This window comes from Larsenimonas rhizosphaerae (assembly GCF_023700005.1).
GTDB classification, from domain to species: domain Bacteria; phylum Pseudomonadota; class Gammaproteobacteria; order Pseudomonadales; family Halomonadaceae; genus Larsenimonas; species Larsenimonas rhizosphaerae.
The window spans coordinates 1-16,332 of record NZ_JAMLJK010000001.1 but is presented as its reverse complement, the minus strand read 5'-3'; the positions used below and the strand labels follow the sequence as shown (position 1 = coordinate 16,332).

General features: G+C 56.4%; 13 protein-coding genes. 9 read left to right on the top strand and 4 right to left on the bottom strand.

Annotation, left to right across the window (positions count from 1 at the left end; all coding sequences use genetic code 11):
• The first annotated feature begins 3 nt into the window (after positions 1-3).
• On the top strand, positions 4-1,416 hold the full coding sequence (ahcY, locus tag NAT21_RS00065) for an adenosylhomocysteinase (RefSeq protein ID WP_250934668.1): 1,413 nt from the start codon (positions 4-6) through the stop codon (positions 1,414-1,416).
• A 79-nt stretch (positions 1,417-1,495) separates the two neighbouring features.
• Here ahcY and NAT21_RS00060 read toward each other — a convergent pair whose 3' ends face one another.
• Positions 1,496-2,623 carry a glycerol dehydrogenase gene (locus tag NAT21_RS00060; protein WP_250934666.1) on the bottom strand — a complete coding sequence of 376 codons (1,128 nt, stop codon included), beginning with the start codon at positions 2,621-2,623 and terminating at the stop codon, positions 1,496-1,498.
• A gap of 193 nt (positions 2,624-2,816) precedes the next feature.
• Between NAT21_RS00060 and NAT21_RS00055 the strand changes: the two genes are divergently transcribed.
• The 3 genes from NAT21_RS00055 to NAT21_RS00045 all read left to right on the top strand — a co-directional run bounded on the left by NAT21_RS00055 (position 2,817) and on the right by NAT21_RS00045 (position 5,185).
• Entirely contained in the window at positions 2,817-3,611 is a 795-nt protein-coding gene (locus NAT21_RS00055; RefSeq protein ID WP_250934664.1) for a UDP-2,3-diacylglucosamine diphosphatase, read from the top strand.
• A 139-nt stretch (positions 3,612-3,750) separates the two neighbouring features.
• Entirely contained in the window at positions 3,751-4,596 is an 846-nt protein-coding gene (gene metF, locus NAT21_RS00050) for a methylenetetrahydrofolate reductase [NAD(P)H] (RefSeq protein WP_250934662.1), read from the top strand.
• A gap of 67 nt (positions 4,597-4,663) precedes the next feature.
• Positions 4,664-5,185 (top strand): superoxide dismutase family protein, encoded by a 522-nt coding sequence (locus NAT21_RS00045; RefSeq protein WP_250934660.1) that lies wholly within the window; start codon positions 4,664-4,666, stop codon positions 5,183-5,185.
• 89 nt (positions 5,186-5,274) lie between these two features.
• Here NAT21_RS00045 and NAT21_RS00040 read toward each other — a convergent pair whose 3' ends face one another.
• Together NAT21_RS00040 and prlC are read right to left on the bottom strand one after the other, a co-directional pair.
• Positions 5,275-5,523 (bottom strand): YheV family putative zinc ribbon protein, encoded by a 249-nt coding sequence (locus NAT21_RS00040; protein WP_250934658.1) that lies wholly within the window; start codon positions 5,521-5,523, stop codon positions 5,275-5,277.
• A 53-nt stretch (positions 5,524-5,576) separates the two neighbouring features.
• A complete protein-coding gene (gene prlC / locus NAT21_RS00035; RefSeq protein ID WP_250934656.1) occupies positions 5,577-7,628 on the bottom strand; it encodes an oligopeptidase A in 2,052 nt (683 codons plus the stop codon).
• A 122-nt stretch (positions 7,629-7,750) separates the two neighbouring features.
• Between prlC and NAT21_RS00030 the strand changes: the two genes are divergently transcribed.
• The 3 genes from NAT21_RS00030 (at position 7,751) to NAT21_RS00020 (ending at position 10,417) form a co-directional block, all read left to right on the top strand.
• Positions 7,751-9,100 (top strand): sodium-dependent transporter, encoded by a 1,350-nt coding sequence (locus NAT21_RS00030; RefSeq protein ID WP_250934654.1) that lies wholly within the window; start codon positions 7,751-7,753, stop codon positions 9,098-9,100.
• A 30-nt stretch (positions 9,101-9,130) separates the two neighbouring features.
• Positions 9,131-9,670, top strand: a complete 540-nt coding sequence (locus NAT21_RS00025) for a gamma carbonic anhydrase family protein (RefSeq protein WP_250934651.1) — start codon at positions 9,131-9,133, stop codon at positions 9,668-9,670.
• Between the two features lie 81 nt (positions 9,671-9,751).
• Positions 9,752-10,417, top strand: a complete 666-nt coding sequence (locus NAT21_RS00020) for a metal-dependent hydrolase (RefSeq protein ID WP_250934649.1) — start codon at positions 9,752-9,754, stop codon at positions 10,415-10,417.
• Here the strand turns inward: NAT21_RS00020 and NAT21_RS00015 are convergent.
• Positions 10,407-11,192: a GntR family transcriptional regulator gene (locus NAT21_RS00015; RefSeq protein WP_250934647.1), complete on the bottom strand. Its 786-nt coding sequence runs from the start codon at positions 11,190-11,192 to the stop codon at positions 10,407-10,409. The genes NAT21_RS00020 and NAT21_RS00015 overlap by 11 nt on opposite strands.
• A gap of 434 nt (positions 11,193-11,626) precedes the next feature.
• Between NAT21_RS00015 and NAT21_RS00010 the strand changes: the two genes are divergently transcribed.
• Together NAT21_RS00010 and NAT21_RS00005 are read left to right on the top strand one after the other, a co-directional pair.
• Positions 11,627-13,330, top strand: a complete 1,704-nt coding sequence (locus tag NAT21_RS00010) for an L-lactate permease (protein ID WP_250934645.1) — start codon at positions 11,627-11,629, stop codon at positions 13,328-13,330.
• A 16-nt stretch (positions 13,331-13,346) separates the two neighbouring features.
• A complete protein-coding gene (locus NAT21_RS00005) occupies positions 13,347-16,175 on the top strand; it encodes an FAD-binding and (Fe-S)-binding domain-containing protein (protein WP_250934643.1) in 2,829 nt (942 codons plus the stop codon).
• Positions 16,176-16,332 lie beyond the last annotated feature (157 nt).

Here is a 16,332-nt window from a genome sequence, read left to right as displayed (position 1 = left end):
AGTATGTGCGCAATGGCGTATGACACGGCATCACAGGGTGACTTCAAGGTTGCTGACATGTCGCTGGCGGACTGGGGACGTCGCGAGATTCGCATCGCCGAAACCGAAATGCCGGCGTTGATGAAGATTCGCGAAAAATACCGTGCCGAACAACCGCTCAAGGATGCCCGGATCGCCGGCTGTATCCATATGACCATCCAGACAGCCGTACTGATTGAAACCCTGATCGAGTTGGGTGCCAGCGTACGCTGGTCTTCCTGCAACATCTTTTCGACTCAGGATCAGGCGGCGGCAGCCATTGCCGCGGCAGGCATTCCTGTCTTTGCCTGGAAAGGCGAAACCGAGGACGAATTCTGGTGGTGCATCGAACAGACCGTGGAAGGCCCGGATGGCTGGAAGCCCAACATGGTGCTGGACGACGGGGGCGATCTGACAGAGCTTCTGCATGACAAGTACCCGCAGCTGCTCGACGATATTCACGGCATCAGTGAAGAAACCACCACGGGCGTTCACCGTCTGATCGATATGATGAAAAAAGGCACGCTCAAGGTGCCGGCCATCAACGTCAATGACTCGGTCACCAAGTCCAAGAACGATAACAAGTACGGCTGCCGTCATTCCCTGAGCGATGCGATCAAACGTGCGCTGGACCATCTGCTCTCCGGCAAGCAGGCGCTGGTGATCGGCTACGGTGATGTAGGCAAGGGCTCTGCGGCAGGGCTTCGTAACGAAGGCATGATCGTCAAGGTCTCCGAGATCGACCCGATCTGTGCCATGCAGGCCTGCATGGACGGCTACGAAGTTGTCTCTCCTTATGTTGACGGCAACAACGATGAGAATGGCGAGTCTGTCGACAAGGCACTGATGGGCAGGATTGATCTGGTGGTCACAACGACCGGCAACGTCAATGTCTGTGATGCCGGCATGCTGAAAGCGCTGAAGAAAGGAGCCGTAGTCTGCAACATCGGCCACTTCGACAACGAAATCGATACGGCCTTCATGCGCGCCAACTGGGGCTGGGAAGAAGTGAAGCCACAGGTCCACAAGATTTATCGTGATGGCTCACAGGATAACTTTGATCCGACCAGTAGCGACTACCTGTTGCTGCTTTCCGAAGGGCGTCTGGTCAACCTGGGCAACGCGACAGGTCATCCGTCTCGTGTCATGGATGGCTCCTTTGCTGACCAGGTACTGGCACAGATTCATCTGTTCGAGCGTAAGTTTGCTGATCTCGAGCAGGGAGCGCGTGCTGAGCGCATCACGGTTGAAGTACTTCCCAAGCAGCTTGATGAGGAAGTGGCACGCTATATGGTGGAAGGTTTTGGTGGTGTGCTGACTAAAATGACCTCCAAACAGGCAGATTATCTTGGCGTGCCGCAGGAAGGCCCGTTCAAGCCCGATGAGTATCGTTATTGATATCTGCCTTTCATGATGTCTGAACCACAAACAGCATGATGACAATGCCGCCCTTCGGGGCGGCATTTTTCGTTTTGGGCTACAGGTGATGGCGTGCCTTGTAGTGTCGAGTGTACTGATCGACAGCAATCATGGCGCTGACCACCATGTCAGGGGTGGGCTCGAACGCGAGGTTGTGGCTGGTCTCGCCTTCCTTGAGCGCAGCAGTAGCAACAGCGGTCAGCGACTCGGTATCGTCGGCACTGAGCGACAGCGCATCCAGGGTCACCGGCAGCCCCAACTCGATATAAAGTGCGAGATATCGTTCAAACTCGCTGTCCGGTGTGCCCAGCAGCATGAGCTGGGACAAGGTGCCGTAGGCCACCTTTTCGCCATGTGTCAGGTGGTGAATGTCGCCCTTGAGCGCCGTGAAGCCGTTATGAATGGCATGTGCGCAGGCCAGGCCGCCGCTTTCAAAGCCGAGGCCGCTTAATAGGGTATTGGCTTCGACAACGGCCTCGAAGGCAGGGGTCACAATGCCCGCCTGATTGGCCTGATAAGCCTGACGTGCATAGGTAAACAAGGTCTTTTCACAGGTTTCGCCGATGGCGGCACCGAGTAAAGTGGAGTGACCGCCAGCCATGGTAATGGCATTGGCAGCGATGGCGGATCGTGCTTCAACCCAGGTAGCCATGGCATCGGCAATGCCGGAGGCCAAAAAGCGAGGAGGCGCCTTGGCAATGATCCCGGTATCGACCAGTACAAGATCGGGGTTCTTGTCATAGAAACGGTAGCGGTCGAATTGCCCTTGATCGTCATAGATCACTGACAATGCACTGGTGGGTGCATCAGTGGATGCGGTAGTCGGAAAGATGGCACAGGCACTGCCGATATCATCGGCCACTGCCTTGGCGGTATCGAGTGTCTTTCCGCCGCCCAGCCCGACAATGACATCGGCATCAAACCGTTCGGCCAGCTTGCCCAGTCGCGTGATTTCTCCAGCGGAAGCCTCACCATTGAATATTTCGTGGTGGGCATGAATATCGGCCTGATCAAGGTGTCTCATCAGAGCGTTACCGGTCATGTTCCAGACAAACTCATCGGCAATGATGAGGTGACGCTGCCCTATTTTCTTGAGGTGGTCAGCGCTGTCGAGGAGAATGCCTGGGCCCTGTACATAGCGTGAAGGGCTGATGAAAACGCGGGGTATCGGCTTGCTCGGTGACATGGTGCCTCCTGGGTTTGAACGTCGGATGCCGTAGTGGGACGTTGTCTTCAGAGCATAGATGCTCGTAACAGGCAGAATCATCATGTCGCCGTGTAAAATTGACGCAGCTACATTGAACAGGAAACAACGAGAACAACCTGTGGCTCAGAGGTTGTTTTTTGCTCTTTGAAGTTGAAACAAAGGACAAGCATTAATGACGTTGAATACCGAATGCGTCGAGACCCTGTTCATTTCCGATTTGCATCTGGGAACGCCGGATTGTCAGGCCTCTCGACTGTTGTCATTGCTGGATATCGTGACGCCGACGCGGCTCTTTCTGGTAGGCGATGTGTTTGATCTGATCGCGATGCGCCGGCGGGCAGTACTGACCACTGCCCAGCAGTCGCTGATCTCTCGCATTATTGATATTGCCGGGGGGGACTGTCAGGTCATTTATATTCCAGGCAACCATGACGCGTCCTTCCGACGTTTATGCGGCACTGAAATCTTCAATATCCGTATCGAGCAGGAGTACTTCCATACCCTGAAAGACGGTCGGCCTCTTTTGATCGCTCATGGCGATGAGTTTGATGATCAGATGCATGAGGCCGTAGCCCCCTGGCTGCACCAACTGGGCAGCAGGATGCTGAACGGGCTTCGCGTGATCAATCGCTGGATTACGCAAACCCGTGAGCGGTTCAATCTGCCCTACTGGTCACTCTCGGCGGCGATCAAGCGACGTTCCGAGCGTACCAAACGCTATATCAATGTATTTGAAACGGCGGCGCTTGAGCGAGCCCGAAGCGAGAAAACGTTCGGCTACATGGGCGGTCATATCCACCTTCCCAGCCTGCGTGAGCATGAAGGGTACCTTTATGCGAACTGTGGTGACTGGGTTGAACACTGCACGGGGCTGGTTGAAACGCATGATGGTGAACTTCACTTGATTGATTACGAGTTGAATATACTCGCGACTGCGCCTGTCTTCTCGGGCAGTAAAGCGGTCTGAGACATTGTTCAGGTATCTGTATGAATCGAATTAATGTTGGTGCCCAGAAACATTCATTCGTTTCCTGGCAAGGAGTTAGGCACACTACGCTGACTGACTCGACACTTGTGTCGCCATCCCTGTTTCAAGAGACCGTGCCATGACGACTGCCTCCTCTCACAGTATCAGCTTTGAATTCTTTCCCCCGCGTACGGAATCGGGTGATCAGAAACTGCAGCTGGTGCGGGACAAGCTGGCCGCTCGTTCACCGCACTTCTTCTCCGTGACCTTCGGTGCCGGCGGCTCTACACGAGACAAGACCTTCAATACAGTGGCTTCTGTGCGTCAAAGCGGCATTGACACTGCACCGCATCTGTCCTGCGTTCTGAGTGATCGCAGCGCCGTGCGCGATATGCTGCATCTGTATCGTGAAGAGGGCGTCGAGCGCATCGTGGCCCTGCGAGGTGACATGCCTTCCGGGTCGATGGGCGGCGGAGAATTTCGGTATGCCTCCGATCTGATTTCCTTCATCCGTGAGGAAACCGGCGATCATTTCAAGCTTTCGGTGGCAGCCTACCCAGAGTGTCATCCGCAGGCTGAACATCTTGAGCGTGACATCGGTCATTTTGTCGACAAGGTCAAGGCCGGGGCCGATATGGCCATTACCCAGTATTTCTTCAATGCCGATGCCTATTTTCATTTCGTTGATCGAGTGCGGGCCCACGGGGTAGATATTCCAATCGTGCCTGGCATCATGCCTATTACCAACTACTCCAAACTGGCTCGTTTTTCGGAAATGTGCGGCGCGGATATCCCGCGCTGGATGCGCCGGCAGCTGGCCTCCTATGGTGATGATAGCGCCAGCCTGCAGGCGTTCGGCCATGAGGTCGTTACAGGCCTGTGCCAGCAGTTGATCGATGGCGGTGCACCAGGGCTTCATTTCTATACGCTTAACCAGGCCGAACCCAGCCTGAACATCATTGATGAATTGCGTCTTGAGTCCTGAGTCCTGTGCTCGCGTTTTTTGCTTCTTCTGACTAGCGTTAGCGTACGACGTGATACAGGAGAAGAACATGAACAGGGCAAAATGGCTGGGTCTTGCGCTGGCGCTGGGTAGCCTGCCGGCGCTGGCTGACGTCAGCGTTGACATGAACAGACTAACGGATCAGGGCACTTCAGAGGCGGTCGGAGCGGTCACGTTCAAGGATACTGACTATGGGCTTCTGATCACTCCTGATATTCACGGGCTTCCTGCAGGCTCGATGCACGGCTTTCATCTACATCAGAACTCCAGTTGCCAGCCATCGGTCTCGGAAGGCAAGACCACCCCGGGCGGTGCCGCAGGGGGGCACTTTGATCCGGCAGGTAATGGGCTTCACGCCGGACCTTATGTGAAGGAAAGTCATCTTGGGGATCTGCCGGTACTGATGGCAGATGCCAGGGGCAATGCAGCAACGCCTGTGCTGGCGCCGCGGCTAAGGGAAAGTGATCTGTCGGGACACGCCCTCATCATTCATGAAGGGGGAGATACCTACGGTGAGCCACCAAAGCTTGGGGGCGGGGGAGCCCGCTGGGCATGTGGTGTCGTCAGATGACCCATGATGCCCCTTGAAAAAACGGCGCCTCGGAATTGATCCGGGCGCCGTTTTTTATTCACCGGCTGAACTTGTCCACACCCGGTTGTTCAGCGGTCGGGCGGGGTGATGATCCTGACTGTCTGGATCGTGTCATCAGCCGGCGTTTCCCGGGGCTGATTGACGCGTGTCTCTATTTCCGGGCTACTGGTATCTTCCACAGGCAGTTGCTCGAAGAAGTCGCAGCTGACGCATTCCCGATATAGCACACCCTCATTTTCCCAGCTGCGTATTCGATCCATTGCGGCGCAGCGAGGGCAGATGGCGCCGGCAATGAACCGTTTGGGCGTTGCAGTCATACGGTCTCCAGAAAGTCAGCAAGCGGGCCTGACAGGTCGGCCCGTGCAAGGTGTCATGCCGCGTCGCGCGGGGTAATACCCGTATGACGCAGCAGTGCGTCTATGCTGGGTGGCCGACCCCGGAATGCCTCAAACAGCTCGGCTGCATCACGTGAACCACCCATTTCCAGAATATTTTCCTTGAAACGACGGCCGGTGTCCGCATCAAAGATGCCGGCTTCTTCAAATGCGGCAAATGCATCTGCCGACAGCACTTCGGCCCATTTATAGCTGTAGTAACCGGCCGCATAGCCGCCAGCGAAGATATGGCTGAAGCTGTGCTGGAAGCGATTGAAGTCCACCCGTGGCGTTACGCTGACCTGATCGCGAACATGATCAAGCAGTGCCTGGATGCCCTCGGCAGACGGTGCATCGTGCTCATGATGCAGTTGCAGATCAAACAACGAAAATTCCAGCTGGCGAGCCATTTGCATGGCTGACTGGAAGTTGCGAGCGGCCTGCAGCTTATCGAACAGATCGTCTGGAAGCGGTTCGCCGGTATCGACATGAGAGGCAATCATGTCCAGCCCTTCACGTTCCCAGCAGAAGTTTTCCATGAACTGACTGGGAAGTTCGACAGCATCCCAGGCCACACCGTTGATGCCTGACACATCGGCCACATTCTGGCGAGTCAGCATGTGATGTAACCCATGGCCAAACTCATGGAACAGGGTCAGTACTTCGTCATGGGTCAGCAGGGCCGGTTTGCTGCCTACCGGCCGGGTAAAGTTGCAGGTCAGATAGGCCACGGGCAATTGCAGGCTGCCATCAGCCAGGGTGCGTCGTACACGGCATTCACCCATCCAGGCGCCACCACGCTTGCCTTCCCGGGCGTAAAGGTCCAGATAGAAACCGGCAATCGGCTGGTCGTTTTCCAGAATGTCGAAATACCGTACATCGGGGTGCCAGATGGGAACATCGTCGCGCTCGCTGAAACTCAGCCCGTACAGTTTTTCCGTGACCCTGAAAAGGCCCGCTACCGCCTGGGGGGCCGGGAAGTAAGGGCGAAGCTCTTCCTGGGAAATGGCATACCGGTCCTGGCGCAGCTTTTCACTGACATACCCGACATCCCAGGGTTGTAGATGTTCGATATTCAATTCATCCAGAGCGTACTGACGCAGCGTGGCCATGTCTTCCTGGGCCTGGGGGATTGCCTTCTCGGCCAGATCCAGCAGGAAATCCATTACCTGGCGTGGGGAGTCAGCCATCTTGGTGTAGAGGGAATAATCTGCGTAGGTATCAAACCCGAGCATGCCAGCCAGCTCCTGACGCAGGCGGACGATATCGCTCATGATGGCCGAGTTATCGAACTCGCCGGCATTCGGGCCAAGCTCGGAGGCACGTGTAGTGAATGCGGTATATACGGTTTCGCGCAGGTCCCGGTCATCAGCGTAGGTAATGACCGGGTAAAAGCTCGGAAAATCCAGAGTGATTCGGTAACCGGTTCTTTCCTTGGCTTCAGCATTGGCTCGAAGTGCATCCAGTCCGCTTTCCGGTATACCGGAAAGCCTTGATGCATCTTCAAGGTCCATCGACCAGGCCTGAGTGGCATCAAGCACGTGGTTGGAAAAGGTGTTGGCCAGTTCGGCGAGTCGTGCCTGAATATCGCCAAAGCGCTGTTTTTCAGCGGAAGGAAGATCAACACCGGCCAGTCTGAAGTCGCGCAGCGTATGATTGATGGCTGTCTGTTGTGCCTGGCTTAGCCGGGTAAATTCGTCGCTGTCCTTCAGGGCTTGATAGGCCTTGAACAGCCCTTCATGCTGGCCGATCCAGGTGCCGTATGCCGATAGTTTTGACAGGCAGCCCTGGTAGGCCTCGCGCAGTGCAGTAGAGTTCATCGTGGCATTCAGGTGCGATACCGGTGACCAGGCCTGAGACAGTCGGTCACCCAGTGCCTCAAGTGGTTGCGCCAGCCCGTCCCAGCTGTAATCGCCCTGTTCGACCAGCCGTTCGATCTCTGCCTTGTTCTCCTGGATCAATGTATCCACGGCGGGTTCGATATGTTCCGGCTCGATCGATTTGAACGGCGGAAGGACATGGGGTTCCAGCAATGGATTGTCGGACATGAAAGACCTCGTTGCCTGCGAAAAGATATACTGATAGACAATGAGGGTAGCGGGTGATGGTTTCAATCGCTGCCGGAATTTAATACCTGCGCCGACCGCGCGGCAGGCAAGGAAGATATTCAATGAGTGAAGTGGCTGAACGCTGGGGATCACGGCGCGCCTTTATCATGGCCATGACCGGGGCGGCTGTAGGGCTTGGTAATATCTGGCGGTTTCCATACATGACCGGTGAGAACGGCGGCTCGGCCTTTCTGATGCTGTACGTGATATTTGTACTGCTGTTGGGATTGCCGGTCATGATGGCTGAAATTCTTGTCGGGCGCGCCGGTCGGCGTACACCGATGCAGGCGCTGAGCCATCTGGCCCTGGAGAATGGCCACTCCAGGCACTGGCGGTTGATAGGTCTGATGGGCGCGGCCACCGTCTTCTTCATTCTGTCCTTTTATTCGGTGGTCTCCGGGTGGTCCTTCGAGTACATGTTTGATGCGCTTGGCGGGAATTTCACCGGTATGTCACCGGCAGAGATTGGCGGATCCTTCAATACCTTCCTGGCAGACCCGTTCAAGGTCATTTTCAATCATACGCTGTTCATGCTTCTGACCATGTCCGTGGTCGCTGCGGGCATCGGCAGCGGGCTTGAAAAGCTCAATAACCTGTTGATGCCGCTGTTGTATCTGTTGCTGTTCGTTCTGGTGGGCTACGGGGCTACCACGAGTGGCTTTACCACGGCACTGGCCTGGCTGTTTACGCCCAACCCTGCCGCGATCGATATAACCGTGGTTCTCAATGCCATGGGGCATGCGTTTTTCACTCTGGCTATCGGGGCGTGTGCACTGATGGCGTATGGCGCCTACATGCCGGACCGTCAGAGTCTGCCGACGGCAGTCATCGCTGTTGCATGTCTGGATATTCTGGTGGCATTGCTGTCGGGAATTGCCATTTTTTCCATCGTGTTTTCCCAGGGAATGGATCCAGCCTCGGGTCCGGGCCTGATGTTCGTTACCCTGCCTATTGCGCTGGCGGATTTACCGGGGGGCAATATCTGGCTGGGTGGCTTCTTTCTGCTGCTGGCCATGGCAACCTGGACATCCTCGATCAATCTGGCCGAACCGATGGTTGCGATGCTTCAGTCCGCCGGGCTCAAGCGTGGGGTGGCAGCCCTGCTGATCGGGGTCGGCGTCTGGCTGATGGGTCTGCCTTCGGCACTGTCCTTTTCAAGCCTGGCCGACTGGACGCCTCTTGAAGGCAAGACGTTTTTTGATCTGGTGACATCGATCCCGACGGATATCTTCCTGCCGTTGGGCGGTGTGCTGATTGCCATCTTTGCGACCTGGATCATGGATCGGCAGCGAGCCTTTGATGCTCTGGGGGCGAGTACTACACTGTGCCGCGGGTGGCTTTGGGTGACGCGATGGATTTCCATTCCCCTGGTGATCATCGTGTTGATCAGTTCCTTGTGGCATCAGGGGTGATGCTGTCTGAACATGAACAGGGAGAGTGGTATGACCATACGCAGTTTCAAGGGCACAACGCCGGTATGCGGTGAACGCGTATTCATCGACGAGGCCAGCGTCGTGATTGGTGATGTAACGCTGGGCGATGATACATCGGTCTGGCCGACAGCCGTGATTCGTGGCGACATGCATCATATTCGTATCGGAGCGCGCACCAGTATTCAGGATGGCGCCGTGCTGCATATTACCCATGCCAGCGATTACAACCCGGACGGTTATCCTCTGTTGATCGGCAGTGACGTGACTGTCGGGCATCGGGCCGTGCTGCATGGCTGCACCATTCATGACCGGGTACTGGTCGGCATGGGGGCTGTTGTGCTCGACGGCGTGGTGGTTGAAAGCGATGTACTGATTGCAGCGGGAGCAATGGTTCCTCCCGGCAAGCGTCTGGAAAGCGGTTATGTCTATGCCGGCAATCCGGTCAAGGCATTGAGACCTCTGAAGGAGGCTGAATATGCCTTCTTTGACTACTCCGCCGGCAATTATGTCAGGCTCAAGGATGATTTCCTCGCCGAAACGGATCACTAACCCGTCAAATGCAGTGCCAACCTATTGTTGGCACTGCATTTTTTGCGTCATACTTGTGTTTTTATCCAGTATGGCGACGGCATGGCCAATTTCAATACGCATCTCGGAGTAGCAACGGTAGCCGGTGTCGTGACAGCGGGACTCGGTTATCAGGCCGCCCTGTGGCCCTGGACCAGCGCCTTTACCGTGGCAGGTCTGGTGGCGTTGGGTGGCATTCTGCCGGACATTGACGCCGATAATTCCCATGCGGTGAGGTTGATGTTCACTGTGCTGGCCATTCTGTGTGTGGTAATCATGGTGGTGATGTATCAGCCCCACCTGCAAACATCGTGGCTGCTCGGCGCTGCCGTGCTGACCTTTGTCGGAGTACGCTATCTGGCAAGCCGTGTCTTCAAGCGCTTTTCGGTACATCGCGGGATCTGGCACTCATTGCTTGCCGGTGGCGTCAGCGGTTGCAGTGTGGCCGCGCTGAGTTTTCAGCTTTTTGCCCAGCCGCCAGCTCAATCCTGGTGTTATGGTCTGGCCCTGTTTATCGGCGTGTGCGTGCACCTTCTGCTGGATGAGTGCTACAGCATCGACCTGGTAGGCAGCCGCGTGAAGCGGTCTTTTGGTACAGCCTTCAAGCTGTTTGACTATTCCAAGCCGGCATCGGCCGTACTGATGCTACTGGCCTTTGCTGCCCTTGTACCCTGGCTGCCTCCCTGGCAGGCTCTTCTTGCACTGGTTCAGCACACCATCAGCCTTTAGGTCGCGATATACCGCCCTGGGCGCGTCGCATGGCGCGCTGAGCGCGGGTGTCCGCCCGCTCCATTTCCAGCAGGTTTTCCTCCACAAATACCAGATGCTCATGGGCGCAGGTCCGAGCATCCTCGGCGCGGCCCTCCAGAATGGCATCCAGCAGTTGCTTGTGTTGTCTGATTAAAAAGTCTCGGTTGCCAGGCTTGTCAAACAGGTATGCCAGATTGGCGGTGATGCTTTTTTCCAGCAGGTGAAAGATGCCCCGAATGTTATGCAACACCAGCACATTGTGGGCGGCTTCCGCGATGGCTAGGTGGAAGGAGGCATCCGCGCGCGCTTCTTCCTGGGAGCCTTCCGGCGCCGGGTGATGGTAGCTGTGCTCCAGTGCCTCGAAACACGCCCTGAGCTTGTCACGGTCAGCGGGAGTAGAGCGCAGGGCGGCGTAGTACGCTGAGATACCTTCCATGGCGTCACGAAATTCCAGCAGGTCCAGATGAAATTCCTCATGACGTGACAGCATCTCGAGAAGGGGATCATCGTAGCGGCTGTTCAACCGGTCGCTGACATAGGTGCCTCCCCCCTGGCGGCTGGTCAGCAGGCCTCGGGCTGCCAGCTTCTGGATGGCTTCCCTCAGCGATGGTCTGGAGACCCCGAACTGCTCCGCCAGCTCTCGTTCAGGGGGCAGTTTCTGGCCGGGACTCAGGCTGCCCTCGAGCATCATGGCTTCCAGTCGTTCGGTAATGACATCCGCCAGCCGAGGCTGACGTACGGGGCGATACTCCATGGGGGCCTCTCGAGCGCAGCGCAATGGGAAGTCAGGAACGCTATTGTGTCAAATACCCTCTTTCCCGGGAAATATAAATTGGTAAAACCAATTTATATTTATTTCCTGTTATCAATACCTTCCATCTTCAGGATGTTTAAAACACCTCGAATACCGTATTTAGCCGATACTAAAGAATGAATCTGCCGGCATTGACCCTCTGCGGTAAATCGCCCTACTGTGGGCAATCCTGTTAAGTAAATTGGTAATACCAATATTATCGGCGAATGCAAACAAGCGTTCGTCGTGATCAGGGCTTTGACCGTACTGCGGCACTACAAGCGTCGTATGCATCAATGACAACAATAAATGCCGGATTGCCGACTACCCATCTCGACTGCGTCAACAACGACAACTTGAGCGCTTGAATGCGCCTTCGACAAGGGATCATCCTCATGGGGAATGGTTTTATTCATGCCATTGCATTTACGCCATTGCTGCTGGCGGGCGTACTGTTGCTGGGGCTCAACTGGCCGGCACGACGTGCCATGCCGCTGGTACTGGCCGTCACCATCGCCATTGCCTTGTTCATCTGGCAGATGAGTGCATTACGAATAGCTGCATCCGTGATACAGGGGCTGCTGCTGACGGCGTCGATTCTCTGGATTATTTTCGGCGCCATTCTACTGTTGAACACCCTCAAGCATTCCGGTGCCATTGCTGCCATTCGCGGCGGCTTCTCCACCATTTCACCGGACCCGCGTATTCAGGTCATCATCGTGGCCTGGCTGTTTGGCTGTTTCATTGAAGGTGCTTCCGGCTTCGGGACGACCGCTGCCGTCGCTGCTCCCTTGCTGGTCGCGCTTGGTTTTCCGGGAATGGCTGCCGTGGTCATGGGCATGATGATTCAGTCGACCCCGGTTTCCTTTGGTGCCGTGGGTACGCCCATCGTGGTGGGTGTCAGTGGCGGGCTGGATCAGGTGGCCATCAGTGCCCGGCTTGAAGCGCAAGGGTCCAGCTGGGAGGTGTTTTATCACCTCATCACTTCAGGCGTTGCCCTGACCCATGCCGTGGTCGGTTTGTTCATGCCACTTCTGATGAGCATGATGCTGACCCGATTCTTCGGAAAAAACCGTCGTTGGCGTGAAGGACTTGAGGTGGCTCCCTTTGCACTGTTTGCCGGCGCCAGCTTTGTGATTCCCTACGCGCTGGCCGGAGTATTTCTCGGGCCTGAATTTCCGACGCTGATTGGTTCACTGGTCGGTCTGGTCATCAGCGTTGCGGCCGCCAGACGCGGCATGTTGATGCCAAAGACGACCTGGCAGTTTCCAGCGATGGCGGACTGGCCCACGGCCTGGCAGGGCAACATCGAGATTCGCTATGACGATGTGGCCAGTCGTCCCATGCCTCTGTGGCTGGCCTGGCTGCCGTACCTGCTGCTGGCGATGGCGCTCGTCGTGACGCGCGTGTTTCCCGACATCAAGGCCTGGTTTGTCAGTACGCTGTCGATGGGCTGGACCAATATTCTGGGCGTCGAAGGTATCTCCAGTACCATTTCTCCTCTCTATCTGCCCGGCGGAGTGATGGTGCTGGTCGTACTGGCAACGCTGGGATTGCACCGAATGCGCTGGCACCAGTGCAGGGCTGCACTGGCGGAGTCTTCCAGTACGTTGCTGGGCGCGGGATTTGTGCTGATCTTTACGGTGCCGATGGTGCGTATCCTGATCAACTCCGGCGTCAATGCGGCGGACATGGTATCGATGCCGGTGGCCATGGCAGATCTGGTTGCGGGTGGGGTGGGAGAAATCTATCCGTTCTTTGCTTCGTCCGTCGGCGCTCTTGGGGCCTTTATTGCCGGGTCCAATACGGTATCCAACCTGATGCTGTCCCAGTTCCAGTTCAGCATCGGTGAGCTGTTGGGCGTCTCTGGGCTGTTGACCATCGTAATGCAGGCAGTGGGTGCTGCTGCAGGCAACATGATCGCCATTCACAATGTGGTGGCTGCCGCGGCCACGGTGGGATTGCTGGACCGCGAAGGCCAGATTCTACGCAAGACCATTATACCTACCCTTTACTACCTGGTGGCATCCGGTGTGCTGGCAATGGTCTTTACAGGCCTGGCCATGCGCTGGGATCCACTGGTAACCCATTTGTCCTGAGGAGTGATCTTTCATCATGGCTCATGCTGTCGATGCCGTTATTGAAGCCCTGTCCGGAGTCATTGATTCATCCCGGCTGATTACCGATCCGCTACGGCGTCTGGCCTATGGCACGGATGCCAGCTTTTATCGGCTGATTCCGCAGCTGGTCGTGCGGGTGGATAATGAACGGGAGCTGCAGGCGGTATTGGCAGCCTGTACGACGCATGAGGTTTCGGTAACCTTTCGTGCGGCGGGTACTTCTCTTTCCGGCCAAGCGATCACTGATAGCGTGCTGATCCAGCTGGGCAGGGCGTGGCAGCAACACCGTATTCTGGATGATGGCCGAGCCATTACGTTGCAGCCAGGGGTGATCGGTGCACGTGCCAATCAGTTGCTGTTGCCTTTCCAGCGCAAGATCGGCCCGGATCCGGCTTCGATCGACAGTTGCATGATTGGCGGTATTGCTGCCAACAATGCCTCCGGCATGTGTTGCGGTACGGCCAATAATACCTACCAGACCGTTCAGGATATGCGGATGGTGCTGGCCGATGGCACTGTGCTGGATACTGCCGACAGCGCCAGCGTTGCTGATTTTCGACGCCGCCATGGCCCGCTTCTTGCCAGACTGGAAGCGCTGGGGGAGCGTACTCGAGCCAATACGGCACTGGCTGACCGTATTCGGCACAAGTACCGGCTCAAGAACACCATGGGTTACAGCCTGAACAGTCTTGTGGATTTCAGTGACGGCATCAGTATCCTCAAACACCTTATGGTCGGCTCGGAAGGTACGCTGGGCTTTATAAGCAGTATTACTTATCGAACGATCGTTGATGAGCCCTTGAAGGCAGCAGCATTGGCTTTCTTTCCCGATATGGCTACTACCTGTCGGGCAACGCTGGCGTTGAAGTCTACGGCTGTATCCGCAGTGGAGCTGATGGATCGCGCCGCCTTGCGCAGCGTCGAGGATCAGCCGGGATTGCCGGAAAGCCTCAAACGCCTCCCTGAGGGGGCCGCAGCACTTCTTGTTGATGTACGTGGCAACGATGAGGTCGAGCTTGATAAGCGGCTGGGTGACGCAATGGCAGCTCTGGAAGGTCTGCCGACCTGCGAGCCCATTGAGTTTACCCGGGATGTGTCCACTTACAGCATGTACTGGAAGATCCGCAAGGGGATGTTTCCTGCGGTAGGTGCCGTGCGTGACAAGGGCACAACGGTGGTGATCGAGGATGTGGCTTTCCCGATCGAGCACCTTGAGGAAGGTGTGCGGCAGTTGACCGATGTTTTTGCACGCCACGGGTATCAGGATGCCATCCTGTTTGGGCATGCACTGGAAGGCAATCTGCATTTTGTCTTCCCCCAGGGCTTCGAGCGTGCAGGAGAGATCGAGCGCTATGAGGCTCTGATGGAGGACGTGGTTCAGCTGGTTGGCGAACGTTATGACGGCTCGCTGAAAGCCGAGCACGGTACGGGGCGTAACATGGCGCCTTTTGTCGAACGGGAGTGGGGTGCCGACGCCTATCAGCTGATGTGGGAAATCAAGGCGCTTCTTGATCCGCGTAATTTGCTGAACCCGGACGTGATTCTGACCCGGAAGGCGACGCTCCATCTTGAAAACCTCAAGCCGTTGCCGGCAGCAGACAACCTGATTGACCATTGCATAGAATGCGGGTTCTGTGAGCCGGTATGTCCTTCACGCCATCTGACGTTAACGCCACGGCAGCGCATTGTGGTTCGGCGCGAAATGGCACGGCTGGAGCAGGAGGGGCGCCACGAAGAGCGAAATGCTCTTGATAAAGGCTGGCAGTACGACGGCCTTGATACCTGCGCGGCGGATGGCATGTGTCAGACGCGCTGTCCGGTAGGCATTAATACCGGAGATCTGATCCGGGCATGGCGTCATGAGCAGCACGGTGCAGATCAACGCCTGAGTGCACCGCTAAGCCGCCATTTTGGCGCGGCCACGCGCATGGCGCGCTGGGGGCTGGGAGCAGTAAACGGTGTACACCGCCTGATTGGTACTCCACGCATGAGTAGACTGGCTTTCAAGGCTCGCCATCTGAGTCATGAACAGCTCCCCCTGTGGACTCCGGCCATGCCACGACCGGCTGAGACCACATTGCCGTCAGCGTCGTCGGGCAGGATGCGGCGGGTGGTTTATCTTCCTTCCTGTGCCACACGCATGTTTGGCCCGGCAGAAGGGCAGCAGGAATTATCGGTCATGGCGTTGACGCTCAAGGTGCTTGAACGTGCCGGGATGGAGGTGATTGTTCCTGAGCCTTTCAATCAGCTGTGCTGTGGTATGGCCTTTCAGTCAAAGGGCCATCTTGATGAAGCCAACGCCAAGGCTGATGAGGTCAACAAGGCGCTGCTGGTCGCCACCGAAAACGGACGCTGGCCGGTAGTGTGTGATACCTCGCCCTGTGTCTCGCGCATGAATGAGCGTCTGGATGGCAAGTTATCCCTGTTCGAACCTGTTGTCTTCATTCATGCCCATGTACTGGACTACCTCTCCATCGAACCTGTAGATGAAAGCATCGCTCTGCACGTGACCTGTTCAAGTCGACGCATGGGACTGACTGATACCTTCAAGGCAGTTGCACAGGCCTGTGCGCGTGAGGTGGTCATGCCGGCAGGCATGGAATGCTGCGGCTTTGCCGGAGACAAGGGGTTTCAGGTACCCGAGCTCAATGCCTCGGCACTTGAAGGGCTTGAACAGGCGGTGGCCGGCTGCGAGCGAGGGTATTCCAATTCTCGTACCTGCGAGATCGGGCTGAGTCAGCACAGCGGTATACCCTACTATTCCATCCTGTCACTGGTAGAACGAGCCAGCCGAAACGGTGCTCGAAAACCGGTTTCAAACTAATTTCATTCGAGGGGTTGTGTTCGAGGCAGTGCGAGCGTAAAGTACGCATCCGCTGCCGGGGACGTCGCAAACGGCCAGGCAGCTGAAGTAGCGCAACCTACTGATTTGGTTTTGATTTTCAGGATTGATCGAAAAGAAAAACATTGACAGGTCGGCA

Coding starts and splice junctions, on each gene's coding strand:
- ahcY (WP_250934668.1), top strand. CDS start 4: ATGTGCGCAATGGCGTATGACACGGCATCACAGGGTGACTTCAAGGTT.
- NAT21_RS00060 (WP_250934666.1), bottom strand. CDS start 2,623: ATGTCACCGAGCAAGCCGATACCCCGCGTTTTCATCAGCCCTTCACGC.
- NAT21_RS00055 (WP_250934664.1), top strand. CDS start 2,817: ATGACGTTGAATACCGAATGCGTCGAGACCCTGTTCATTTCCGATTTG.
- metF (WP_250934662.1), top strand. CDS start 3,751: ATGACGACTGCCTCCTCTCACAGTATCAGCTTTGAATTCTTTCCCCCG.
- NAT21_RS00045 (WP_250934660.1), top strand. CDS start 4,664: ATGAACAGGGCAAAATGGCTGGGTCTTGCGCTGGCGCTGGGTAGCCTG.
- NAT21_RS00040 (WP_250934658.1), bottom strand. CDS start 5,523: ATGACTGCAACGCCCAAACGGTTCATTGCCGGCGCCATCTGCCCTCGC.
- prlC (WP_250934656.1), bottom strand. CDS start 7,628: ATGTCCGACAATCCATTGCTGGAACCCCATGTCCTTCCGCCGTTCAAA.
- NAT21_RS00030 (WP_250934654.1), top strand. CDS start 7,751: ATGAGTGAAGTGGCTGAACGCTGGGGATCACGGCGCGCCTTTATCATG.
- NAT21_RS00025 (WP_250934651.1), top strand. CDS start 9,131: ATGACCATACGCAGTTTCAAGGGCACAACGCCGGTATGCGGTGAACGC.
- NAT21_RS00020 (WP_250934649.1), top strand. CDS start 9,752: ATGGCCAATTTCAATACGCATCTCGGAGTAGCAACGGTAGCCGGTGTC.
- NAT21_RS00015 (WP_250934647.1), bottom strand. CDS start 11,192: ATGGAGTATCGCCCCGTACGTCAGCCTCGGCTGGCGGATGTCATTACC.
- NAT21_RS00010 (WP_250934645.1), top strand. CDS start 11,627: ATGGGGAATGGTTTTATTCATGCCATTGCATTTACGCCATTGCTGCTG.
- NAT21_RS00005 (WP_250934643.1), top strand. CDS start 13,347: ATGGCTCATGCTGTCGATGCCGTTATTGAAGCCCTGTCCGGAGTCATT.